Source organism: Ralstonia sp. SA306, from assembly GCF_054792405.1.
Map to the genome: position 1 here is coordinate 3,067,339 of NZ_CP096451.1, position 22,787 is coordinate 3,090,125.

20 protein-coding genes are annotated in these 22,787 nt (G+C 65.5%); 4 read left to right on the forward strand and 16 right to left on the reverse strand.

The genetic code is table 11. The annotated features are described in order from the left end of the window. Positions 1-5 precede the first annotated feature (5 nt). From M1D44_RS14530 to gatC, 16 genes are all read right to left on the reverse strand, one after another. A complete protein-coding gene (locus M1D44_RS14530) occupies positions 6-1,607 on the reverse strand; it encodes an ABC transporter substrate-binding protein (RefSeq protein WP_316852915.1) in 1,602 nt (533 codons plus the stop codon). A gap of 100 nt (positions 1,608-1,707) precedes the next feature. Then, a complete protein-coding gene (gene zigA / locus M1D44_RS14535; protein WP_316683960.1) occupies positions 1,708-3,015 on the reverse strand; it encodes a zinc metallochaperone GTPase ZigA in 1,308 nt (435 codons plus the stop codon). A gap of 86 nt (positions 3,016-3,101) precedes the next feature. Continuing rightward, positions 3,102-3,521, reverse strand: a complete 420-nt coding sequence (gene dksA / locus M1D44_RS14540) for an RNA polymerase-binding protein DksA (protein ID WP_024977044.1) — start codon at positions 3,519-3,521, stop codon at positions 3,102-3,104. A 421-nt stretch (positions 3,522-3,942) separates the two neighbouring features. Continuing rightward, a complete protein-coding gene (locus M1D44_RS14545; protein WP_316852916.1) occupies positions 3,943-5,019 on the reverse strand; it encodes a CobW family GTP-binding protein in 1,077 nt (358 codons plus the stop codon). Continuing rightward, positions 5,007-5,534, reverse strand: coding sequence for a Fur family transcriptional regulator (locus M1D44_RS14550; protein WP_112186311.1), 528 nt, complete (start codon positions 5,532-5,534; stop codon positions 5,007-5,009). Before M1D44_RS14550 ends, M1D44_RS14545 begins: the two co-directional genes overlap by 13 nt. 96 nt (positions 5,535-5,630) lie before the next feature. After that, complete coding sequence (locus tag M1D44_RS14555) at positions 5,631-6,869, reverse strand: lactonase family protein (protein ID WP_316852917.1); 1,239 nt, start codon at positions 6,867-6,869, stop codon at positions 5,631-5,633. Positions 6,870-6,881: 12 nt separating this feature from the next. Then, positions 6,882-8,408, reverse strand: a complete 1,527-nt coding sequence (locus tag M1D44_RS14560; RefSeq protein ID WP_024977048.1) for an FAD-dependent oxidoreductase — start codon at positions 8,406-8,408, stop codon at positions 6,882-6,884. 131 nt (positions 8,409-8,539) lie between these two features. Continuing rightward, on the reverse strand, positions 8,540-9,058 hold the full coding sequence (locus tag M1D44_RS14565; protein ID WP_024977049.1) for a metal-dependent hydrolase: 519 nt from the start codon (positions 9,056-9,058) through the stop codon (positions 8,540-8,542). Between the two features lie 78 nt (positions 9,059-9,136). Continuing rightward, entirely contained in the window at positions 9,137-10,330 is a 1,194-nt protein-coding gene (locus M1D44_RS14570) for a class I SAM-dependent rRNA methyltransferase (protein ID WP_316852918.1), read from the reverse strand. Between the two features lie 36 nt (positions 10,331-10,366). Then, the gene (gene xerC, locus M1D44_RS14575; protein WP_024977051.1) at positions 10,367-11,353 is read right to left on the reverse strand and encodes a tyrosine recombinase XerC; all 987 of its coding nucleotides are present in this window, start codon (positions 11,351-11,353) and stop codon (positions 10,367-10,369) included. Between the two features lie 14 nt (positions 11,354-11,367). Continuing rightward, positions 11,368-12,054 (reverse strand): DUF484 family protein, encoded by a 687-nt coding sequence (locus tag M1D44_RS14580; RefSeq protein ID WP_024977052.1) that lies wholly within the window; start codon positions 12,052-12,054, stop codon positions 11,368-11,370. An 8-nt stretch (positions 12,055-12,062) separates the two neighbouring features. Next, positions 12,063-13,529 carry an Asp-tRNA(Asn)/Glu-tRNA(Gln) amidotransferase subunit GatB gene (gene gatB, locus M1D44_RS14585; protein WP_112186321.1) on the reverse strand — a complete coding sequence of 489 codons (1,467 nt, stop codon included), beginning with the start codon at positions 13,527-13,529 and terminating at the stop codon, positions 12,063-12,065. Between the two features lie 76 nt (positions 13,530-13,605). Beyond that, on the reverse strand, positions 13,606-14,568 hold the full coding sequence (locus M1D44_RS14590; protein ID WP_316852919.1) for a dienelactone hydrolase family protein: 963 nt from the start codon (positions 14,566-14,568) through the stop codon (positions 13,606-13,608). Next, positions 14,568-15,050: a hypothetical protein gene (locus M1D44_RS14595; RefSeq protein ID WP_024977055.1), complete on the reverse strand. Its 483-nt coding sequence runs from the start codon at positions 15,048-15,050 to the stop codon at positions 14,568-14,570. The genes M1D44_RS14590 and M1D44_RS14595 overlap by 1 nt, the downstream gene beginning before the upstream one ends. Positions 15,051-15,089: 39 nt before the next feature. Next, complete coding sequence (gene gatA, locus M1D44_RS14600) at positions 15,090-16,589, reverse strand: Asp-tRNA(Asn)/Glu-tRNA(Gln) amidotransferase subunit GatA (RefSeq protein ID WP_316852920.1); 1,500 nt, start codon at positions 16,587-16,589, stop codon at positions 15,090-15,092. Between the two features lie 88 nt (positions 16,590-16,677). Further along, a complete protein-coding gene (gatC, locus tag M1D44_RS14605) occupies positions 16,678-16,977 on the reverse strand; it encodes an Asp-tRNA(Asn)/Glu-tRNA(Gln) amidotransferase subunit GatC (RefSeq protein ID WP_316852921.1) in 300 nt (99 codons plus the stop codon). Positions 16,978-17,479: 502 nt separating this feature from the next. Between gatC and M1D44_RS14610 the strand changes: the two genes are divergently transcribed. The 4 genes from M1D44_RS14610 (at position 17,480) to mrdA (ending at position 22,786) form a co-directional block, all read left to right on the forward strand. After that, entirely contained in the window at positions 17,480-18,523 is a 1,044-nt protein-coding gene (locus tag M1D44_RS14610; protein WP_004628293.1) for a rod shape-determining protein, read from the forward strand. Between the two features lie 239 nt (positions 18,524-18,762). Next, positions 18,763-19,809: a rod shape-determining protein MreC gene (gene mreC, locus M1D44_RS14615; protein ID WP_024977058.1), complete on the forward strand. Its 1,047-nt coding sequence runs from the start codon at positions 18,763-18,765 to the stop codon at positions 19,807-19,809. A gap of 16 nt (positions 19,810-19,825) precedes the next feature. Next, on the forward strand, positions 19,826-20,338 hold the full coding sequence (gene mreD / locus M1D44_RS14620; RefSeq protein WP_015856079.1) for a rod shape-determining protein MreD: 513 nt from the start codon (positions 19,826-19,828) through the stop codon (positions 20,336-20,338). A 42-nt stretch (positions 20,339-20,380) separates the two neighbouring features. Then, positions 20,381-22,786, forward strand: coding sequence for a penicillin-binding protein 2 (gene mrdA / locus M1D44_RS14625; protein ID WP_316852922.1), 2,406 nt, complete (start codon positions 20,381-20,383; stop codon positions 22,784-22,786). Position 22,787: the final 1 nt, after the last annotated feature.

The following is a 22,787-nucleotide window of genomic DNA, read 5'->3' on the forward strand; positions in this document are numbered from 1 at the left end:
CCGTTTCAGTGGGTCACATCGAACGCATAGGTGCGCTCATCCAGACGCGGCACCACCGTGTAACCCTTGCGCGCAGCCCACACGTTGATGTTGAAGTAGAGCGGAATCACACCGTAATCGCGTATGCCGATCTCCGTGGCTTCCTGCAGCAGCCTCTCGCGCTTGCTGTCATCCAATGTCTGCAGAGCTTCCGCCAGCTTGGCATCAAGCGCCGGGTTCGAATAGCGTCCGCGATTGGACGCCCCCCAGCCGCGCGCTGGGTCGTAGGTCGCAAGCAGCGCCTTCAGGCTCGAACTGACTTCGCCGGTATCCGCACCCCAGCCGGCTTGCAGAAACGAAAAGTCCAACTTGTTCGCCCGCGTGAAGAACGACGCTGATGGCAGCGTCTCGACCTTGGTGGCAATGCCCACCCGCGAAAGCATCGAAGCGATCACCTGTGCGACGCGGTCATCGTTCGGGTAACGGTTGTTGGTGGCGTGCAGCGTGATGGCAAAACCATCGGGGTAGCCGGCCTGGGCGAGCAGTTTCTTCGCTGCGGCCGGGTCCGCCACAGGTGCCTTCAGGCCTGGTACGTGGCCGAACAGCGCGCTGTTGACGAGTTGGCCGGTCGGCTCGGCAGCGCCTTCCATCACGCGATCAACGATGGCTTGGCGCGAGATCGCCAGTGAGATCGCCTCGCGCACGCGTGCATCCTTGAGCGGGTTCTTCGGCAGCGGCTTGCCGGCCTTGTCGGTCACGAACGGCGACACATCGCGGTTCGAATCCATGTGCAGATACATCATGCGGAACACCGGCATCTTGAACACCGTCACAGCCCGGTTGGTCGACAGCTTCTTGATGTCTGAGCTCGGCACGTTTTCGATGACCTGCACGTCGCCCGCCAGCAGCGCCGCCACGCGCGGCGCGTCGGCCGTCAGGATGCGCAGCGTCACGTGCTGCCATTGCGGCTTCTTGCCCCAGTAGCCGTCAAAGCGCGTGAGTTCCACGCGATCGCCGCGGTTGAAGGAGACGAACTTGTACGGCCCGGTGCCGATCATGGCGCGGCCGTTGTTGAAGTCGTCCGCGCCCGCTTTTTCGACGGCCTTCTTCGACACCATGTAGATGGTCGACAAGTCGTTCGGCACCAGCGGGTACGGGCCGTTCGTGGTGATGCGCACGGTCAGCTTGTCGACCGCCGTCACGTCCTTGAAACCACGCGTGTAGATCGTGAACGGCGATGGGCTGTTCTTGATGGTGGCCGGGCGCGCCAGCGAATAGACGACATCGGCCGAGGTGAATTCGCTGCCGTCATGGAAATGCACGCCAGGGCGCAGCTTGATCTCCCATACCGTATCGCTCAGGGCCTTCCACGACGTGGCGAGGCCCGGCTTGAGGCGCATCTTCTCGTCCTTGGCGATCAGCGCCTCGAACATATGCTCGGCAACGTTCGAATTGGGCGTGACGTTGTGGAAGTGCGGATCGAGCGAAGTGATGTCGCTCGACAGCCCAATCACCAGCGTGGAGGCCGGCTGGGCATGCGCCGCAATCGGTGTGAGCGCCGAGAGCGCCGTGGCAAAAGACAGCGCAGCGACCAGGTTCGCGGCGCGCAGCAGACGCAGGACCGGCATGACGACTCCCCGATGGTTCATGACGAAAACGAAACGTTCGGGGATTGTCGGGACCGGACGACGCCGGTGTCAACGTCGATGAAGCAGGGGGTCTGCGTGCTCAGTGGTGGTGCCCGCAGTCGCAGTCGTCACCGTGTTGGTGATCGTGGTCCTCGTCCCAGCCGGCATCGTCGTGATCGTCGTAGGCCCAGGCGGGGAAGGGATCGGCCAGCCCGACCCAGGCTTCTGGCCCGGCAGCCATCTCCGCATCGGTCAGCAGGCAGGCATCGAGCTGCGCAATGAGCGCGGCTTCATCCAGATCCGTGCCGATGAAGACCAGTTCCTGGCGACGGTCGCCCCAGCGCGCGGGCGCACCGTTGTCGTGCATCTTGTCGGAAATGTCTGCGCGGGCTTCTTCCTCGTCGGGCCATTCGGCTTCATCCACCGCAGCCCACCACGCGCCGGCACCGCCATGACGCATCACGCCGCCAGCCTGACCCCAGCTGCCCGCCGTGTCCATGCGCGAGGCCAGCCAGAAATAACCCTTCGAGCGCAGCACGCGGCCGTGTTCGCGCAGCCATTCGGTATGCATCAGATCCCACAGGCGCTGCGGGTGGAATGGCACGCGGCGCCGATAAACGAAGCTGCGGATGCCGAGCGCTTCAGTCTCCGGAACGTGTTCACCGCGCAGCTCCGCCAGCCACGCCGGCGCGGCAGATGCGGCATCGAAATCGAAACGATGGGTGTTGAGGATCTCGTCCAGCGGCACCTTGCCGAACGATGCCGGCACGATGCGCGCGCGCGGGTTCAGCGAGTGCAGGATGCCGGCCAGACGCACGCGCTCGGCATCGCTCACGAGGTCGATCTTGTTGAGCACGATCACGTCGCAGAACTCGACCTGTTCGATCAGCAAGTCGACGACGGTGCGGTCGTCGTCTTCGTCACGTGCCTGGCCGCGGTCTGACAGGAAATCGGCGGCATCGTAATCGGCCAGGAAGTGCTGGGCATCGACCACGGTGACCATGGTGTCCAGACGCGCGAGGTCGGACAGCACGTCGCCTTGCTCGTCTTCAAACGTAAAGGTCTCGGCAATCGGCAGCGGCTCGGCCACGCCGGTCGACTCGATCAGCAGGTAGTCGAAGCGGTCTTCACGGGCCAGGCGCGCGATCTCGTCGAGCAGGTCTTCGCGCAGCGTGCAGCAGATGCAGCCGTTGGACAGCTCCACCATGCGCTCGTCGGTGCGAGAGAGCTGCGCACTGGTGGCCGTGCCATCGCCCACGAGCTGCGCGTCGATGTTGACGTCCGACAGGTCGTTGACGATCACGGCCACACGCTTGCCCTCGCGGTTGGCGAGCACGTGATTGAGCAGCGTGGTCTTGCCGGCGCCCAGGAAGCCAGACAGCACGGTAACGGGAAGCGGACGGGACATGATCAGTGGCCTCAGTTTGTGGCCCAACAAAGCAAACAGCCCGGTGAGTTACCGGGCTGCAAATTCAACCGAATGCGACGCGCGCGTCAGTCACCCATCAGCTTCTGGCGCTTTTCGCGGCGCTCTTGCGCCTCCAGCGTCAGGGTGGCCGTCGGGCGAGCAAGCAAGCGCGGAATGCCGATCGGCTCGCCGGTTTCGTCGCAGTAGCCGTAGTCGTTGGCATCGATGCGCGCAATCGACTGTTCGACCTTCTTGAGCAGCTTGCGCTCACGATCGCGCGTGCGCAGCTCCAGCGCGTGCTCTTCCTCGATGGTGGCACGGTCAGCCGGGTCCGGCACGATCACAGTCTCGCGCAGGTGCTCGGTGGTCTGGTTGGCGTTCGCGAGAATTTCATCGCGCATTTTTACAAGCCGGTCCTTGAAGAAGGCGAGCTGCGCCTCGTTCATGTAATCCTTGTCGCTCATCTTCAGGATTTCGGCTTCGGTGAGTAGTTTCTTGCTGCTCATGGTTGCTGCAGATGATCCTGGTAAATCGCGCGCCGTCTCGGCTATCGCGTCGTCCTTGCGCGGGGATGCACCGGACTTGTTCTGGCTGGCGGCGGACTTGCCGCCCCGCGCGCCTCCTTTTGCCTCTCCCGCAGCGGCGCCCCCTGCCGCTTTTCTACGGGTGGCTGGCGCAGCCTGGGCTGCTGCCGACTCCATTACGGACCGCCCGGCACCACCGTTGGCGCCGTGTCCTTCCTTGGTCTTAGTCACCATCGCCTGCTCTCCTACCGGACGTGCTTCGGACGACGTGCTTCTAAATCGACCTATTGTAGCTGAACGATATTAACTGAACTATCGGAGAAACACGGACAGGAAATCCGGCCCGGATTCTGCCTGAAAGCGCGCGGCGGGGCCACCCAAATGGAGGCGAAAAGCGCCCGAATCAGGCCAGGCAGTTCTCCAATCCTTTCAGAATCGTTTCGCGCGGCAGGTCTACGCCGATGAACACCATCCGGTTGGAAGGGGTCTCGCCGTCCCATTTCCCCCCCACGTCGCTGCCCATGAGCTGGTGCACGCCCTGAAACACGACCTTGCGGTCGACGCCTTCCATATACAGCACGCCCTTGTAGCGCAGCAGCTTCTCGCCGTAGATATTCAGCACGCCCGAGAGGAATTCCTCCAGCTTGGTGTAATTGAACGGCCGTTCGCTGCGGAAGACGAACGAGGCGATGCGGTCCGTGTGGTGAGCATGGCCGTGGTGATGGTGATGACCGTGGCTATGGTGATGGCCATGATCGTGATCGCAGTCTGCCGAGCAAGCGTGGTCGTGATCATGATCGTGCTGGTGGTCATGATCGTCTTCGCGCAGGAAATCGGGATCGATCTCCAGCTTGGCGTTCAGGTTGAAGCCGCGCAGGTCGAAAATGGTGTCGATCGGCGTCTCACCAAAATTGGCGGTGCGGATCGGGGCGCGCGGGTTCATGTGCAGCAGGCGGTGGCGCAGTGCGTCCACATCGGCGGCGGATACCAGATCGCTCTTGGTGATGAAGATGGCGTCGGCAAAGCCCACCTGGCGCTGCGCCTCTTCCTGCTTGTCGAGCTGCATGTTGCCGTGCTTGGCGTCGACCAGCGTGATGACCGCGTCCAGCAGATAGCGGCTGGCGATCTCATCGTCCATGAAGAACGTCTGCGCGACGGGGCCGGGGTTGGCAACACCGGTGGTCTCGATGACCACGCGGTCAAACTGGATCTGGCCGTTGTCGCGGCGCGTGAGCAGGTCGGACAACCCCTTCACCAGGTCACCACGGATCGTGCAGCAAATGCAGCCGTTGCTCATCTGCACGATCTGCTCGTTGCCCTCCTGCACGAGGATGTCGTTGTCGATGTTTTCTTCGCCGAACTCGTTTTCGATCACGGCGATCTTCATGCCGTGCTGTTCGGTCAGGATGCGCTTGAGCAGCGTGGTCTTACCGCTGCCGAGAAAGCCCGTCAGGATGGTGACCGGGATCATTTTGGACATGGTGCGTTTCCTGTCTTGTGATGGGCCGCCAGATGCGCGCAATCCGCGCAAGCGCCCTTGATGGTGAGTTCAGCATGGTCGGCCGCGAAGCCGGCGGGCAGGCCAGCCTTCGGCATGGCCGGCGGCTCGGCGCCCTCCAGGCAGAAGTCGCGCCCACATTGCGTGCAGTGGAAGTGGCTGTGCGAGCGGTGCGCCGCTTCGCGCGCGGCGTCGTGCTCGGCCAGGCTGAAGCGGAAGACACGATCCGCCCCCGCCGTCTTGTGGACGATGCCGCCGGCCACGAGCCAGTCGAGCACGCGGTAGACCGTCACGCGGTCGATGCCCGAGTCGTCCGGCAGCGCGTCGCACACGGCCTGGTGCGAGAGCGGATCGGCGCCCTGCATCAGCACGGCCAGCACGCGCACGCGGGGCTCGGTCACACGGCTACCCAGGCCGCGCAGGCGTGCGCGGGCAGCCTCTTCAGGCGAATGGGATTGCGGAGTGACGAGATCGTCGCGCGGGGTCCGGCTGTTCATGCGCGGGATTGTCCCACGGGGCGCGGGTTGCTGCAATTGAGTTGCAATTGGGCGGCCTTGCGCCGCCCAGGGTTTCTTTTCGCGCTTCGTTGCCGCTTACGCCGCAAACATCAGACACACGGGCGTCGGCACCTTCGCCACCACCACGGGCTGGTCCAGCTTGCCGGTCTGACCGTCGATGCGCAGCCGCAGGATGGTGTCGCCCTTCTGGTTGAGCACGTAGACGTAGCTGCCGTCGGGCGCCATCGTCATCGCGCGCGGGAAGTGCACACCTTCGCTCCAGTACTGAAGCGGCGCGAGCTTGCCGGAGGCGTCAATGCTGAATGCGGCCACGCTGTCGGCCAGCGGGTGGTCGGACTTCAGCTTCCGGTTGCTGGCGTAGAGGAAACGCCCCGACGGATGCATCAGCAGCTCGGCGCCGCTCTTCTGGCCGGTGTAGTCGGCAGGGGTGGTCGAGATGCGTTGGCGCTCTTCCTGCACGTGGCCGGTGGCGGGGTCGTAACCGTGGCAGGCGACCGAGCCCTCAAGTTCGTTGATGACGTAGAGCAGCTTGCCTTGCGGATGCAGCGCCAGGTGCCGCGGGCCGCTGCCGGGCTTGAGCTGCGCGCGATCCCGTGGGGCGAGCTTGCCGCCCTCGATGGCGAACACGTTGATGCGATCGGTGCCCAGGTCGGTGCCGATCACGTGCTGGCCGGTGGTGTCGAACAACATCATGTGCGCATGCGGCGCTTCCTGTTCGGGGCGGGGGCCGGAGCCGGTGTCCTTGAAGATGCCCGATACGGTGCCAAGCTTGCCGTCCTCGCCGATCGGCAGGAGGTTGTACGCGCCACCGCTGTAGATCGACACGCACAGGTGCTTCCCGTCCGGCGACACGACCACATGCGCGGGGTTGGTGCCCGATAGCGACAGCGGCTGACGATTCAACAGCGTCAGCTTGCCGTCGTGCGGGTCAATTGCATAGGCCTCGGCGCTGCCGTTTGGGCGGCCCTCGTAGACCTCCAGTTCATTGATGGCGTACAGGAACCGCTGATTCGGGTGCACGGCCAGGAACGACGGATTGGCACTTTCGACCACCTGCACCTGCGTCCACGCATCGCCGCGCGGCGCCAGCACGTAGATGCCGCGAGCAGCCGGGCCGCCGGCAGTGCCGCCCGGTGCGTTGAACGTGTAGGTGCCGACATAGGCGAAACGGGGAGGGCGCGCATTGCCCACAGGCTGCACACCTGACGCAGCCGGTTGCTCGCCCGCCTGGGCCATGACGGTTTTGGGAAGAGCGCCCAGCAAAGGCAAGCTACCAGTCCACTGCATGAAAGTTCGACGAAGACGATTGGTCATGGGATGGCTCCATCAAACACGCACGGACATCGCGTGGTGGAAGATGTTGTTCGGATCATACCGGTGCTTCACATCCTGCAGAAACGCGTACAGGTCGCCGCTGCCGTAGTAGAGCTGCGGCCAAAACGGGTAGGCCAGCATGTCGACGTCGGGGTAGTTGATATAGCAGCCCTCGTACCGGTCGCCGGGGTACGGCGTGCCGCTGTGCGGCGCGGGCACATCGGGCGCGCCGTAGACGTCGCGGTAGAAATCGCTGATCCAGCGCAGGTGACCGGCGTCATCGGCGGCAGACGTCCAATACGTCTGGTACTGCAGCTTCATGATCGACGCCCGCTGCGGCACAGCCGTATCGCCAATGCGCTCGGCCTTGTTGACGGCGCCCCCGTACGAATCGACTTGCAGCAGCGACTGGCTCAGATCGACGCCCGGCATCGTCCGCGTGAGGTGCGTATAGATGCGCTGCGCCTCGCGCGCCGTGAAGCCGCGTTTCATATAAGCCGACTTGTACTTGCCGCGCTGATTGGCGCCCGAGCCGTTCAGATACTGCGTGGCCGTCAGCCAGTCGTACTGCACGATGGTGTGCGGCTTGGAGCAGAGCAGCTGCCCCACGCCCTGCTTGTGCGCGGGGCCGTAGCCGGGCGGCCGCCCTTTGACCGGCGTGGGCGCGCAGGCCTGGAAGCGGTTCAGAAAATCATTGAGGACAGAGAGATCGCGGCACGTGCCGTCGGGGTTGCAGAACTGCGTGAGCAGGACGATCTGCCCCGACGATTTGTGCGTGAGCTTGAGCAGCGAAAACATGCCCCACGTGTCCGGATCCTTGCCGCGCGTCTCCCAGTATTCGCCGTAGATGCGCAGCAGTTCTGCAAAGCGCTGCGGCGTCATGGTGGCCCAGTCGAAGGCCACGGTTGCGAGCGCAACTTCCTGCGGTGCCGCGGGCAGCTTGGCGAACGTGTAGCCGGTGATGACGCCGAAGTTGCCGCCGCCAGCGCCACGGCAGGCACGGAACAGATCGGGATCGTGCGCTGCATCCACCGTGCGGGCAGCCGCCTTGCCGGTCTTGTCCACCGTGACGATGTCAACGGCCGAGAGCCAATCCACCGTCAGCCCTTGCAGCCGTGAGAGCAACCCATAGCCGCCGCCGCAGATATGCCCGCCAGCACCCACCGAATAGCACGAGCCACCAGGCAGCGTCACGTTGTGGCGCTTGTACAGCTCCAGGTAACCGTTCCAGTTCTGCGTGCCGGCCGGAATGCGCACCGTGCCATCGGCGTGCACCTCGGGCGTGGCGAGCAAGCTCAAATCGACGATCGTGCCGTCCGGGTTGTTGGAGACGAAATCCTCATAGCAATGCCCGCCACTGCGCACCGTCGGGCGCTGACCCGCGTTGATGATGCGCTGCACGGCGGGCACCACATCGTCGGCCTTTTCAATGAGGGCGATGCGGCTGGCGGCCTGCGCATCCGTCGCCGGCCAGCGCAGGTTGAAGCCATGTTTGAGCGTGTTGTAGCGAGGGTCTTGGCGCGTCACATCCAGTGTCATCGACGACTCCCGGTGAGGGCGTTTGCGCAAGCGTTGCGCAAACGAAGTTGGGTTCGGACGCACGGCGTCCGGCGGTTCCAACTTAGTCGTTCGCGGGCCCGGCTTCCATCAGACAATGCCGGTCGACCGGCTCATCGCGCCTGGTGGGCGAGCCATTCAACCACCCGGGTTGCCGTCGCGGCCCATAGCGGCCGCACTAGCCAGCATGCCGCGGCCCACGCCAGGATCACCACGATCAGATCGCAGCGGCCGCTCTTCCACAAGTTCAGGGAATGGCGCCCCCAGATCCAGGGCACGCCCAACGGATTGGGCCAGTCCGCCAGCAGGTGCATCAGCCCGCCGCAGGCGAAGCCGAACAGCAGCGGTGCCCACAGATGGCCGTGGCCCAGCGCCTGGTACGACAGAACAAGCACGGCCACCCAGCCAATGCCCCAGTGGGTGGCGGTGCGGTGTGTGATCCAGAGGCGGCGTGCACGCGTCCACCAGGCGACCTCCATCCAGTCAGGCGCAGTGCTGCCGGCAACCGCCGCGCAAAACGCCAGGATGCTGCCGAGATGTTCGAGAGACGTATGGGAAGCCTGTGCGACGGCGGTGGCGGCAATCAGACCTGCCGCCCAGCCCGTTGCGTGATGGGCAGCATTGGAAGCCATGCACGTGATGCGGAAGACGAAGGACCGCATCTTCGCAATGGAGGCTTGCCGGGACAAGCCAAAAATTGCGACAAATTGCTAGCCGATCTGGAGCAGCAGCCCCTTCAGGTATTCGCCTTCCGGGAAGCTCGTCAGCAGCGGGTGGTCCACACCGCCAGCAAGCCGGCGCTGGATGCGTGCCGTCACCTTGGCATCGGCGGCCGCGCCCGCGACGATCTTTTGAAACAGGTCTGCGTCGATTGCACCCGAGCACGAATACGTAAACAGCAGACCGCCCGGGCGCAGCAACTGCATGCCGACCAGGTTGATCTCTTTGTACGCCCGTGCCGCGCGATCGACTTGCTGCGCCGACGCCGCAAATTTGGGCGGGTCCAGCACGATCAGGTCGAATTGACGACCTTCTGCGCGGAAGCTGCGCAGTGACTTGAAGACGTCCGCATCCAACCACTCGGCGCGCGCCGGATCGAAGCCGTTGAGCGCAACGTTGCGCTCGGCCACCGCCAATGCCTCGCCCGACGAGTCGATCGACACCACCGAGCGCGCCCCGCCCTTGAGCGCCGCCAGCGAGAAGCCGCCGGTGTAGCAAAAGCAGTTGAGGACGTCGCGATCCTTGGCCAGCGCGCCGACCAGTGCGCGGTTGTCACGCTGGTCGACGTAGAACCCGGTCTTATGACCTTCGCGCACATCCACGTAGTAGCGCACGCCGTGCTCGGTGGCAGACAGATCTGCGGCAGGCTCGGCGCCAGCCAGCACGCCGGTCATCTGCTCCAGGCCTTCGCGCTCGCGCACGCTCACATCGGAGCGTTCGTAGACGTTGGGGCAACCCGTCTCTTTGATGAGCGCGGCGACGATCGCCTGCTTCCAGTGCTCGGCGCCAGCGGCGCTGAACTGGCAGACGAGCTGGCCAGTCTCACCGGTGCCGTACTGGTCGACGATCAAGCCGGGCAGGCCGTCGGCTTCGCCCATGACGAGGCGCACGGCGTCGGTGTCGTGCACCCACGCGCGACGGTACGCCACGGCGGCGGCAATGCGGCGCTTGAAGAACGCGTGGTCGACGGGCTCGGCTTCGTCGAACGACCACACGCGCGCGCGGATCTGCGAGACGGGGCTGAACGCCGCGCGCGCCAGAAACTGGCCGTTATGCGCACGTACGATGACGGTCGCGCCGGAGACAGGCTTGCCCTCCACGCGATCGATGGCGTTGGCGAAAATCCACGGGTGCCGGCGCAGCAGCGAGCGCTCCTTGCCGGACTTGAGAATCAGGGTTTGCATACGACTGGGATGGTTCGCCCGGCAAAGCGGGCAGCGCTACTTCTTCTTCGCGCGGGGATGCGCCTGATCGTAGATCTTGGCCAGGTGCTGAAAATCGAGCGAAGTATAAACCTGCGTGCTGGCGATGCTGGCGTGGCCGAGCAGTTCCTGCACCGCACGCAAATCGCCCGACGACTGCAGCATGTGCGTGGCAAACGAATGCCGCAGCACGTGCGGGTGCACATCCGCCGGCACACCTGCCGCGATGGCGTTGCGCTTCATGCGCAATTGAATCTGCCGCTGCGCCAACCGCTTGCCGCGCGGCGAGAGAAACAGCGCGTGCGCGTCTTCAGGCACCGCGTCCGGCTTGGCCAGTTGCTCGCGCACCGCCAGCCATGCGGTCAGGGCCTCCGCCGCCTTGGTGCCCACCGGCACGGTGCGCCGCTTGCTGCCCTTGCCAAGCACCTGCACCTCGCGCGCTTCCAGGTCGAGCCAGCTCGAAGATTCATACTCGCCGGCCTTCACGTGCCGCATATCCAGGCTGACCAGCTCGGAGAGCCGCAGCCCGCACGAATAGAACAGCTCGTTGACAGCGCGGTCGCGAACCGTCTCGGCATCGTCGCCGGGCAGTTGCTCCATCAGCGCGACGGCTTGCTCGACGGACAGCGCTTTCGGCAAGCGCTTCGGGCTCTTGGGCGCGCGCACGCCGTCGACCGGGTTGGCGGTGACGGCGGCATCGCGCAACGCCATCCACTTGAACCAGCCGCGCCACGCCGACAGCGCCCGCGCAATGCTGCGGCCGGACAAGCCATCGCCATGCAGCTGCGCCATCATGCGGCGAATATGGTGCGACTGCAGCTGCGTGAGATCGACGTTGGCAGCGTGCTGCGCACCCAGGCGCTGCAGCACGGCCAGCTCGCGGGTATAGCTCTCCAGCGTGTGCGGCGAGAGCTGCCGCTCGAACTTCAGGGCGTCAAGGTACGCCGCAATCTGCGGATGCGGCGCCTGAGCGCCATGTTCCTCAGCGGGTGCAGATTGCGGCATGCGGCGGTCTGCGCTCAGTCACGCAGGCGGTTGAGCGTGGCAGCGGCCAGTTCGCCGATCTGCGCGAGGTAGGTCGTGCCCATGCCGTCATGGAAGCGGCGGGCGTCCGGCGAGCCGAGCACCAGCAGTCCGAATGCCGGCGCAGCGCTGGCATCGGCGTCCCCACGCACAGGCACGCGCAGCGTCACAATCGCGAGCGATTCGATGGGCTCGCCAGTGTCCGACGTATCGAGCCAGCCGGCGGCCTCAAAGCCCGCGTTGGCGCCGCAATACGGCGCACGCAGGCCGGCCGCAAACAGGCGCACTTCCTCGCTGACGCCCTGCGCGACTTCCAGGTGCGCGAATTCTTCGCCCACCTGCCACACGCGCAGCGCCACGGCCGGCACATCGAAAATCTCACGCAGGCCATCCTGCACGGCATACGGCAACGCATGCGTGTCGGCCTCGCCCAGCAGGCGCGTCGTCCACGCGTGCACGCGCTGCTGCGTGCGGTCGTTCTCGTTGCCGTGGCGCATCAGGTCCGACAGCTTGAGCTCGAGGTGCTTGTTCTTGTCGCGCAGGATTTCCATCTGGCGCTCCTGCAGCGACACGGCACGGTGGCTGTGCGGGCTGGTGAGCTGGATGGCAGCCAGCAGCTCCGCATGCTCTTCAAAGAAGGCCGGATGCGCCTGCAGGTAGTTGGCGACGTCTTGTGCGTTCATGGTGCTCATCAGGCTGCGCCCAGTTTTTTCTTCAGCAGTTCGTTGACTTGTGCAGGGTTGGCCTTGCCGCGCGTGGCCTTCATGGCCTGGCCGACCAGCGCGTTGAATGCCTTCTCCTTGCCGGCGCGGAATTCCTCGACCGACTTGGCGTTGGCCGCCAGCACGTCGTCGATGATCTTCTCCAGCTCGCCCGAGTCCGACATCTGCTTCAGGCCCTTCTCGGCGATGATCGCGTCGGCATCGCCACCGTGTTCGCCGGCCCACATGGCGGGGAAGACGTCTTTCTTGGCGGTGTTGTTGCTGATCGTGCCGTCGGCAATGCGCGCAAGCAGCTTGGCCAGTTGCGCAGGCGACACCGGCGCAGCATCGATGTCCAGATCGGCGCGGTTCAGGTTCGAGGCGACCTCGCCCATGATCCAGTTGGCGGCAGCCTTGGCGTTCGCGGCACCGGCATCAGTCACCACGGCTTCGAAGTAAGCAGCGGTCGACTTGGTGGCGGTCAGGATACTGGCGTCGTACTTCGGCAGGCCGTAGGCGGATTCAAAGCGCGCAGCCATGGCGGCCGGCAGTTCGGGCAACGTGGCGCGCACGCGCTCGACCCAGTCGTCGCCGATCACGAGCGGCAGCAGGTCGGGATCGGGGAAGTAGCGGTAATCCTGCGCGTCTTCCTTGCTGCGCATCGAGCGCGTTTCCTTGCGGTCCGGATCGTACAGGCGCGTTTCCTGCACCACGGTGCCGCCGTCTTCGATCAGCTCGATCTGGCGGCGCACTTCGTAGTTGATCGCCTCTTCCAGGAAGCGGAACGAGTTGAGGTTCTTGATTTCGCAGCGCGTGCCGAACGGTGCGTCCGGGCCCCGGCGCACCGACACGTTCGCGTCGCAGCGGAAGCTGCCTTCCTGCATGTTGCCGTCGCAGATGCCCAGCCACATCACCAGCGCGTGCAGTGCCTTGGCATAGGCCACGGCCTCGGCGGCGCTGCGCATGTCGGGCTCGGTCACGATTTCCAGCAGCGGCGTGCCGGCACGGTTCAAGTCGATGCCAGTCATGCCGGCAAAGTCTTCGTGCAGCGATTTGCCCGCATCTTCTTCCAGGTGCGCACGCGTGAGTTGCACGGTCTTCTCATAGCCGGGCTGACCGTTCTTGCCTTCCACCTGGATGGTCAGCGTGCCGCCCTGCACCACCGGAATCTCGTACTGGCTGATCTGGTAGCCCTTGGGCAGATCGGGGTAGAAGTAATTCTTGCGCGCAAAGATGCTCTTGGGCGCGATCTTGGCGCCGATGGCCAGACCGAACACGATGGCACGCTCGACGGCGCCCTTATTCAGCACCGGCAGCACGCCCGGCAGCGCCAGGTCAACCGGCGCCGCCTGCGTGTTGGGCGCCGCGCCGAAGGCGGTGGAGGCGCCAGAGAAAATCTTCGAGACCGTCGAGAGCTGCGTGTGCGTCTCGAGGCCGATCACCACTTCCCATTGCATGTTGCGTGTGTCCTGTCGATTGTTGTGGTGTGAATGTCTAGGTACTCAGTATTCAGGTGTTCTTGCGTTGCTGCGATCAGGGGTGCGGCGCATCGAGCCACGCCGCGAGCTTCCCAAACGCCGCTTCGCGCGCCGCCGGATCGCCACCGACCGTGACCGTTCCATAGCGACGCCCCTTCGGGATGCCGTTGCGCTCCTTGACCGGCGCCGTGCCATCAAAGCCGTGGTACGCGCCGCCAAACATGTCCAGCTCGAAACGGGCCTGCGGCTGGCGGGCCAGGACGGCAGTCTGCAGCGCCTGGCAGTGGTCGGCCTGCGTCCAGTCGTCGTTGCCGCCGGCCAGCAGCAGCAACGGCGCATTCAGCCGATAGTCGAGCCGTTTCTGCGCCGACGCACAGCCCGGGTAAAACGCCACCGCGCGATTGACCCCAGGCGTATCGACGGGCCAGGCGCGGCTGGCATCCACGGCCTCCAGCACGGCCTGCGCGCCGTTGGACCAACCCAGCAGAACAATGCGGCGCGCATCCACGCCCGGCTGCCCGGCTACCCAGCGGATCGTCGCCAGCACGTCGGCGCGGCGCACCGCGCCATTGATATCGCGCGTGGCAGTACGTTCGGTGCAGATGCCATGCGGCTTACCGCGCGGGCCGAAGCTGTCGGGAAACACCACCGCATAGCCCCGCGCGCCCAGCCACTGCGCATACCCGCGATACCGCGAGCCCAGCGCCTTGGCATCCGCCCCGGCCTGCGTATAGAGGCCGCTGCAGCCGTGCAGCGCGATCACCACCGGTGCGCCGGTCGCAGGTGCCTTGACGGGCGATGCGACCCAGTAGGCGGTCAGCGTTTGCGGTGCATCCTCGGCGTCCTTCATCGACGCGCGCGGAATCTCCACCGTCTGCACGCCCAATTCTGCTGATGATGGCGCACGCGCAGCCGGCATGTCAGGCAAGGCGCCTTCGGCGTCCGGCGTCGGTTGTGCAGCGGCGTGCAGCGCCAGGGCGCTTGCCAGCGCCGCCAGCACACGGAGCGATGTACGCATCACCGGGCATTCCGGGCGCATTGGCCCGTTTGCGGGTCGAACATCACCGGCCAGGCTTCGTCATAGATGCCGGGCGTGCAATGCGCTTCGCAGTTGGCGTGTGCCAGCGTGACGCGGCGTGGGTCCTGCCAAACCATCAGCGTGCACTTGCCGTAGCGCTCGCGCAGCTCGATGCTGGGGCGGCGCTTGGTCTGCTGGAACGTCGACAGGTCGAACTGACACGAACCGCGCCGGCCGACCCACAACTGCCATTGCATGGCGCTGACGTTGTTGTCGGCCACGGTGAGCGTCGCCTGCTCGCGGAAGCCGTCTTCCTCGGTCTGGTTGCAGTAGCCGTTGATGTCGATGCGGCGGTCGGAGATCGGCGGCGGCTTCGACGGGCGGCTGATGCCCGGAATGGACGGCAGCGGAATCGGCACGCACGCCGCCAGCAGGCCGGCGGCAAGCGCCAGCCCGAGTGCAGTGCGGATGCGGTGGTTCATGCGTGCCTCCTGCGCGGAGCGGGTACGTCGGAACGGGCCTCAGGCCGCCGGCTGGCGGTTGTGCCAGTCGGTCGCCTGCTGGAACGCATGCGCAATCTGCAGCATGCGTGCCTCTTCAAAATAGTTGCCGATGATCTGCAAGCCAACCGGCAAACCGTTGACGCCGAAACCGGCCGGCACGCTCATGCCCGGCAGGCCAGCCAGGCTGGTCGACAGCGTGAAGATGTCGGCCAGGTACATCTGCACGGGGTCGCTCGTCTTCTCGCCCAGTTTCCAGGCGACAGTCGGGGCAACCGGACCCATGATCACGTCGCATTGGCGATTGGCACCGGCCAGCACGTTCTGGAAATCCTGCGCGATGATGCGGCGGATCTTCTGCGCCTGGAGGTAATAGGCGTCGTAATACCCGTGGGACAGCACATAGGCGCCCACCAGGATGCGGCGCTTGACCTCCCAGCCAAACCCTTCGGCGCGGGACTTGCGATACATGTCGGCCAGATCGCGGTATTCCGCCGCGCGGTGGCCGTAACGCACACCGTCAAAGCGCGACAGGTTGGACGACGCCTCGGCCGGGGCGATCACGTAGTACGTCGGGATCGACAGTTCGGTCTTCGGCAGGCTGATGTCGACCAGCGTGGCGCCGAGCTTTTCCAGCTCGGCCAGCGCGGCGCGCACCGTGGTGCGCACGTCCTCGGCCAAGCCTTCGCCAAAATACTCCTTGGGCAGACCAATGCGCAGGCCGGCCAGCGGGCGCGCAGCATCGGCGCCTTGCAGCGGCTGGCCGAGCAGGCGGCCGAAGTCTTCCACGTCGCCACCGCGGCCGGGTTCCAGACTGGTGGAATCGCGCGGGTCGAAGCCAGCCATGGCAGACAGCAGCAGCGCACAATCTTCGGCCGTGCGCGCCATCGGGCCTCCCTGATCCAGCGACGAGGCAAAGGCGATCATGCCGTAGCGCGACACACGGCCGTACGTCGGCTTGATGCCCGTGATGCCCGAGAACGATGCCGGCTGGCGGATCGAGCCGCCCGTGTCCGTTCCCGTTGCAGCGGGCGCCAGATCGGCCGCCACCGCCGCCGCCGAGCCACCCGACGAGCCGCCCGGCACGTGCTCGACGTTCCAGGGGTTTTTGACCGCGCCGAAGGCCGAGTTCTCATTGGACGAGCCCATCGCAAACTCGTCCATGTTGGTCTTGCCCAACGTCACCATGCCGGCCGCGCCCAGGCGCTCGACGACGGTGGCGTCAAACGGGCTGGTGTAATTGCCGAGCATCTTGGAGCCCGCCGTGGCGCGCCAGCCGCGCGTGACGAACACGTCCTTGTGCGCAATCGGCACGCCGGTCAGCGGCGCCCCGTTACCGGCTGCGATGCGCGCGTCGGCGGCCCGGGCCTGGGCAAGCGTTGCCTCGGCGTCGACGTGGGTAAAGGCGTTGAGGTGCGCCCCGGCCTCGATGCGCGACAGGTAATGGCGCGCCAGTTCCTCCGCCGAAACCTCCTTGGCGGCGAGTTGGGCGGACAGGGCTTTGATCGTGGATGCGGTCATCGAATACGTTCGGATGGGCTGCCGGCAAGCGCCGGCGACGTCGAATGGAGTGGGCTCAAGGCAGGCGCGGGAGCGCCGTTTACGCGAATTACTCGATCACCTTGGGCACGAGGTACAGGCCTGCTTCGGTGGCCGGCGCGCATTGCTGGTAGTCCGCGCGGCGGTCGGCCTCGGTGACGGCATCGTCGCGCAAGCGCTGTGCTTGCGCCTGAACCTGCTCGATCGGGTGGGCCATCGGCTCAATGCCGGTGGTGTCCACGGCCTGCATCTGCTCGACCAGCGAGAAAAACTGGTTGAGCTGGGTGAGGGTCTGCGTGGCCTCGCCTTCGGAGATTTCGATACGGGCGAGGTGGGCGATGCGTTTGACGTCGGAGAGTTCGAGTGCCATCGGAATGGGTCAGTGAGTGCAGCGGCGGGCGGGCAACGTACGACAAGCGACGGCTACTGCGCGCAAGGGGCGCCCAGGTTGGGCCCTGGCAGCGCCGATTTGCCGCAATTTTGGCGCCAAACGCCCGCCGAATACCCGCAGAGTGCCCGAATTATAAGGTATGATTGCCGACTAAATTTCTAAGTCAGCAGGCGACTTCGTGCAGTCACGGACCCTCTGATTAAGTACCCCGGGAACCTCCCGGCAGTCGCACCGTCAGCATCAGGCGACACTTAATCAAAGGTTCCTTGGGGGCCCCCTCTCCGGGCGGCCCAGCCTCGGCAGGATGGCCAGTGCCACGGCACCCCACCGTCGATCACCACGGAGCCCGCGACATTCCCGGGAGCGCAGTAGCAGGATCGGACCGCATGGCATGCCCGTGCGAGGTCTGCGCGTTGGTGCAGCCGTTGCGCCGCAGTCCTGCTGCTGGGCCGCCCATGACTCGAAAAACAGGATTCATTCGATGTTCGGCTTTTTGCGCAGCTATTTCTCCAACGATCTCGCGATCGACCTCGGCACCGCCAACACCCTGATCTACGTCCGCGACAAGGGCATCGTCCTTGACGAGCCGTCGGTGGTGGCCATTCGCCAGGAAGGTGGCCCGAACGCCAAGAAAACCATCCAGGCCGTCGGTAAGGAAGCCAAGCAGATGCTGGGCAAGGTGCCGGGCAATATCGAGGCGATCCGCCCGATGAAAGACGGCGTGATCGCCGACTTCACCGTCACCGAGCAGATGCTCAAGCAGTTCATCAAGATGGTGCACGACACCAAGCTGCTGCGCCCGAGCCCGCGCATCATCATCTGCGTGCCGTGCGGGTCGACCCAGGTCGAGCGCCGCGCCATCCGTGAATCGGCGCTCGGCGCCGGGGCGTCGCAGGTGTACCTGATTGAAGAGCCGATGGCCGCTGCCATTGGCGCCGGCCTGCCGGTGTCGGAGCCGTCGGGTTCGATGGTGGTGGACATTGGCGGCGGCACCACCGAGGTGGGCATCATCTCGCTGGGCGGCATGGTCTACAAGGGCAGCGTGCGCGTGGGCGGCGACAAGTTCGACGAGGCCATCGTCAACTACATCCGCCGCAACTACGGCATGCTGATCGGCGAACAGACCGCCGAAGCCATCAAGAAGGAAATCGGCTCGGCCTTCCCGGGTTCGGAAGTGCGCGAAATGGAAGTGAAGGGCCGCAACCTGTCGGAAGGCATTCCGCGCGCCTTCACGGTGTCGTCCAACGAAATCCTGGAAGCGCTGACAGACCCGCTGAACCAGATCGTCTCCTCGGTGAAGATCGCCCTGGAACAAACCCCGCCGGAACTGGGCGCCGACATTGCCGAGCGCGGCATGATGCTCACCGGCGGCGGCGCGCTGCTGCGCGACCTCGACCGCCTGCTGGCCGAAGAAACCGGCCTGCCCGTGCTGGTGGCCGAAGACCCGCTGACCTGCGTGGTGCGTGGCTCAGGCATGGCGCTCGAACGCATGGACAAGCTCGGCAGCATCTTCTCGTACGAATAACGGGACCATGCGCCACGCCGATCCGCGTTCCGCTGTTGTGACCGATTTCGTGACTACGATTGTGGTCACGCCAGCCGCCTTCGCGGACCGCTGAGATGCGTCTTGCGCCGGTGCGCCGTGCTCCGCCCGCCAAGGGCTTGGGCACCGCACCAGCGCCACACCCAATCTGTTGCCGGCAGGCCGTTGACCTTGACGTTGACCGTCACGCGTCTGCCGTGCCCATTTGAAGCGTCCGGGTCATGGATTACTCCCCGCCGCCCCTCTTCAAGCAGGGCCCGTCCGCCACCGCGCGGCTGGTCGCTTTGCTCGCGCTCGCGCTTGCGCTGCTGGTGATCGATGCCCGCATGTCCGTGCTGGGCGTGGTCCGGCAAGTCGTGTCGGTCATCCTGTACCCCGTCGAGCGCCTGGTGCTGATCCCGCGCGATACGGCACGCGCCGCACTCGAATACACGCAATCGTCCACCAAGCTGGCTGTTGATAACCGCAGCCTGCGCGAATCGGCCGTTGCCCAGGCGCAGCAATCGCTGCGCGCCTCGCAGCTCGAAGCCGAAAACCGCAATCTGCGTACGCTGCTCAATCTGAAACAGCACGCGGCGGTGCCCACGGTGGCGGCGGAAGTCCTCTACGAGGCGCGTGACCCTTATACGCAGCGCATCGTGATCGATCGCGGCTCCAAGGACGGTGTGCGCGCGGGCTACCCGGTCATCGATGATCGCGGCGTGGTTGGTCAGGTGACGCGCGTGTCGCTGTTTGAATCGCAAGTCACGCTGCTGACCGACAAGGACCAGGCGATTCCCGTGGAGGTCGTGCGCAACGGCCTGCGCAGCGTAGCCTTTGGCGGTGCCCGACCGGGTGCGCTGGACCTGCGCTTCATGGCTGCCTCGGCCGATCTGCAGCAGGGCGACCTGCTGGTCACGTCCGGGCTGGATGGCGTCTATCCTGCGGGCCTGCCGGTGGCTCGTATTTCGCAAATCGAGCGCAAGGCCGACACCGCTTTCTCGCGGGTGGTCTGCGAACCGGTGGCCGGTATCCGCAGCAACCGGCACCTGCTGATCGTGAAGTACGAATCGGGCTTCCCGCCGCCGACGGATCTGTCGCCGGCGCCAGTGCCCAAGGGCAAGAACGCTGCACGCAACGCGCGCGAAGAGAAGGACCGCGCTGCACGCGCCGCCGCCGAGGCCAATGTGCCGGGCCCCGCGCCCGCAGCTGAAGAAAACGCTCCGCCGCCGCGCCCGACCGACGCCGACGGCAATCCGCTGGACACCGATTCAGCGCAAAAACGCTGAAGCGAGGCCATCGATCATGAACTCGCCCCAATATCTGCTGCGCCCGGTCAACCCGGGCTTCATCGCTTTCAGCTTCGTGCTGGCGTTCCTGTTCAACCTGATGCCGTGGGGCCACATGCAGTGGATTCCCGATCTGGTGGCACTCGTGCTGGTGTTCTGGAACATCCATCAGCCGCGCCGCGTGGGCATGGTGGTGGCCTTCCTGCTGGGTCTGTTGATGGACGTGCACGAAGCGCGCCTGCTTGGCGAACACGCGATGGCGTACACGATGCTGTCGTACTTCGCGATCACGATTCACCGGCGCGTGCTGTGGTTCTCGGTGCTGTCGCAGGCGCTGCATGTGCTGCCGCTGCTGGTGCTGGCGCACGCCGTACCGATCGTCATCCGCCTGCTGATGGGCGCGCACCTGCCGGACTGGCAGGTCATCCTGCCACCGCTGATCGAAGCCGCCTTGTGGCCATTCGCAAACGCGTTCCTGCTGGCGCCGCAGCGGCGCCCGGAGAGCGTCGATGAAACTCGGCCCATCTAAGGCGGCCGATCTGATGCACCCCGCTATTCGCCCTCACCTGGCATGACCGAAATCCGCAACGTCGAGCAGGAGCTGTCGCGCTTCCGCCTGCGGCTGGCGGCAGCCGCCCTGTTCGTGCTCGTCTGCTTCGGGCTGCTGCTGGCGCGTTTCTTCTGGCTGCAGGAGGTCAAGCACGAGCAGTATTCGGCCAAGGCGGAGGACAACCGCATCTCGGTGGCGCCAATCGAGCCCAATCGCGGCATCATCATGGACCGCAACGGCGTGGTGCTGGCGCGCAACTATTCGGCGTACACGCTGGAGATCACGCCGTCCAAGCTGCAGGACACGCTGGACAACACCATCGACCAGCTCGCCCAGGTGGTCGATATCCAGCCGCGCGACCGCCGCCGCTTCAAGCGCCTGATGGAAGATGCGCGCAGCTTCGAAAGCCTGCCGATCCGCAGTCAGCTGACCGATCAGGAAGTGGCACGCTTCTCGGCGCAGCGCTTCCGCTTTCCGGGCGTGGACGTGCATGCGCGGCTATTCCGCCAATACCCGCTGGGCGAATCGGCATCGCACGTGATCGGCTACATCGGCCGGATTTCCGAGCGCGACCTGGACCGCATCGACAACATGAGCGATGCCAACAGCCAGCCCGGCGTGGCGTATGACCCGCGCAAGGATTCCAACAACTACAGCGGCACGGAATACATCGGCAAAGTCGGCATCGAACAGAGCTACGAGACTGAGCTGCACGGCCTGACCGGCTACGAAGAGGTGGAAGTGAGCGCGGGCGGGCGGCCGATCCGCACGCTGTCGACCTCGCAGGCAACGCCGGGCAACAACCTGATCCTGTCGCTCGATATCAACCTGCAGCGGCTGGCCGAGCAGCTCTTCGGCAACCGCCGCGGCGCACTGGTGGCGATCGAACCCGAAACGGGTGACATCCTCGCCTTCGTCTCCAAGCCGACGTTCGATCCGAACCTGTTCATTGAAGGCATCGACAGCGCGACCTGGGGCGAGCTGAACAACTCGCCGGACAAGCCGCTGCTGAACCGCCCGCTGCGCGGCACGTATCCGCCCGGCTCGACGTACAAGCCGTTCATGGCGCTGGGCGCGCTCGAACTGGGCAAGCGCACGCCGCAGTGGGGCATGGCCGATCCCGGCTCGTTCACGCTGGGTAACCACACGTTCCGCGACGACGTTCCGGGCGGCCACGGCTGGGTCGACATGTACCGGTCCATCGTGATGTCGTGCGACACGTATTACTACCGGCTCGCCAACGACATGGGCGTCAATGCCATTCACGATTTCATGAAGCCCTTCGGCTTCGGGCAGGTCACGGGCATCGACATCGAGGGCGAGCGCACCGGCATCCTGCCGTCCACCGACTGGAAGCGCAAAGCCTACAAGCGGCCCGAACAGCAGAAGTGGTACGACGGCGAAACCATCTCGCTGGGCATCGGCCAGGGCTACAACAACTTCACCATCCTGCAGCTCGCGCATGCGATATCGACGCTGGCAAACAACGGCGTGGTGATGAAGCCTCACCTGGTGAAGGCGGTCGAAGATTCGCTGTCCAAGTCGCGCGCGCTGACGGTGCCGACAGAGAGCTACCGGATCCCGCTCAAGCAGGCGAACATCGACGTGATCAAGCGAGCCATGGTGGGCGTGAACCAGGCCGGTACGGCAGCCAAGGCGTTCATCGGTGCGCAATACGTGTCGGCGGGCAAGACGGGGACGGCGCAGGTGTACTCGCTGGGCAAGAACGAGAAGTACAACCACCACGCCATTCCCGAAAACAAGCGCGACCACGCGCTGTTCGAGGCGTTCGCGCCGGCGGACCATCCGAAGATCGCGCTGGCACTCATCGTGGAAAACGCCGGCTTTGGTGCCGCGTCGGCCGCGCCAATTGCACGTGCGGTCATGGACTATTACCTGACAGGCAAATGGCCCGCGGAGCTGGCCGCCACCGCGCCCAAGCCGCAGCAGCAACCGCCGGTGGATACGCCGAGTGTGTTCTCGACCGGCAAGACGGCCACCATTGCCAGCGCGACGGCTGCGCCCCAAGTGGCTGCAGAGGCGGCGTCCGGGGTGGCTGCCGCTTCAGGCGTGTCAGCCCCCGCCGCCAGTGCCGTGGTCGCCGCTTCGGCGCCGGCCGCATCGTCGGTGGCATCAGGCGCCACCCGCAGCGCGCCGCCGCTGTCGCCCGACCTGGTGGCACCGGCCCTGCGCGAAGCCGGCACCAGCGCCGAAGCTATCGCCCCGGCCACGCTGGACGCCCAGGTGCTGCAAGCGCTGTCGCATGCACAACCGGCACCCGAACTGCCACCGCGCGGACGTGGCAACGCTGCCGCACCGGCGGCGGCCCCGGCGGCCACGCCAAAGGGCGCGAAGGACGCCAAGCCGGGTAACAAGCCGGCGCCGAAGCCCGCGCAGAAACCGGCCTCCAAGCCGGCCGCACCCTGAT

Excerpts from the sequence above, each read along its gene's own strand:
- gatA (WP_316852920.1), bottom strand. The coding sequence starts at position 16,589 with ATGACCGCATCCACGATCAAAGCCCTGTCCGCCCAACTCGCCGCCAAG.
- M1D44_RS14580 (WP_024977052.1), bottom strand. The coding sequence starts at position 12,054 with ATGAACGCACAAGACGTCGCCAACTACCTGCAGGCGCATCCGGCCTTC.
- mreC (WP_024977058.1), top strand. The coding sequence starts at position 18,763 with ATGGATTACTCCCCGCCGCCCCTCTTCAAGCAGGGCCCGTCCGCCACC.
- gatC (WP_316852921.1), bottom strand. The coding sequence starts at position 16,977 with ATGGCACTCGAACTCTCCGACGTCAAACGCATCGCCCACCTCGCCCGT.
- gatB (WP_112186321.1), bottom strand. The coding sequence starts at position 13,529 with ATGCAATGGGAAGTGGTGATCGGCCTCGAGACGCACACGCAGCTCTCG.
- M1D44_RS14590 (WP_316852919.1), bottom strand. The coding sequence starts at position 14,568 with ATGCGTACATCGCTCCGTGTGCTGGCGGCGCTGGCAAGCGCCCTGGCG.
- M1D44_RS14565 (WP_024977049.1), bottom strand. The coding sequence starts at position 9,058 with ATGGCTTCCAATGCTGCCCATCACGCAACGGGCTGGGCGGCAGGTCTG.
- zigA (WP_316683960.1), bottom strand. The coding sequence starts at position 3,015 with ATGTCCCGTCCGCTTCCCGTTACCGTGCTGTCTGGCTTCCTGGGCGCC.
- mrdA (WP_316852922.1), top strand. The coding sequence starts at position 20,381 with ATGACCGAAATCCGCAACGTCGAGCAGGAGCTGTCGCGCTTCCGCCTG.
- xerC (WP_024977051.1), bottom strand. The coding sequence starts at position 11,353 with ATGCCGCAATCTGCACCCGCTGAGGAACATGGCGCTCAGGCGCCGCAT.
- mreD (WP_015856079.1), top strand. The coding sequence starts at position 19,826 with ATGAACTCGCCCCAATATCTGCTGCGCCCGGTCAACCCGGGCTTCATC.
- M1D44_RS14570 (WP_316852918.1), bottom strand. The coding sequence starts at position 10,330 with ATGCAAACCCTGATTCTCAAGTCCGGCAAGGAGCGCTCGCTGCTGCGC.
- M1D44_RS14595 (WP_024977055.1), bottom strand. The coding sequence starts at position 15,050 with ATGAACCACCGCATCCGCACTGCACTCGGGCTGGCGCTTGCCGCCGGC.
- M1D44_RS14550 (WP_112186311.1), bottom strand. The coding sequence starts at position 5,534 with ATGAACAGCCGGACCCCGCGCGACGATCTCGTCACTCCGCAATCCCAT.
- M1D44_RS14530 (WP_316852915.1), bottom strand. The coding sequence starts at position 1,607 with ATGCCGGTCCTGCGTCTGCTGCGCGCCGCGAACCTGGTCGCTGCGCTG.
- M1D44_RS14555 (WP_316852917.1), bottom strand. The coding sequence starts at position 6,869 with ATGACCAATCGTCTTCGTCGAACTTTCATGCAGTGGACTGGTAGCTTG.
- dksA (WP_024977044.1), bottom strand. The coding sequence starts at position 3,521 with ATGAGCAGCAAGAAACTACTCACCGAAGCCGAAATCCTGAAGATGAGC.
- M1D44_RS14545 (WP_316852916.1), bottom strand. The coding sequence starts at position 5,019 with ATGTCCAAAATGATCCCGGTCACCATCCTGACGGGCTTTCTCGGCAGC.
- M1D44_RS14560 (WP_024977048.1), bottom strand. The coding sequence starts at position 8,408 with ATGACACTGGATGTGACGCGCCAAGACCCTCGCTACAACACGCTCAAA.
- M1D44_RS14610 (WP_004628293.1), top strand. The coding sequence starts at position 17,480 with ATGTTCGGCTTTTTGCGCAGCTATTTCTCCAACGATCTCGCGATCGAC.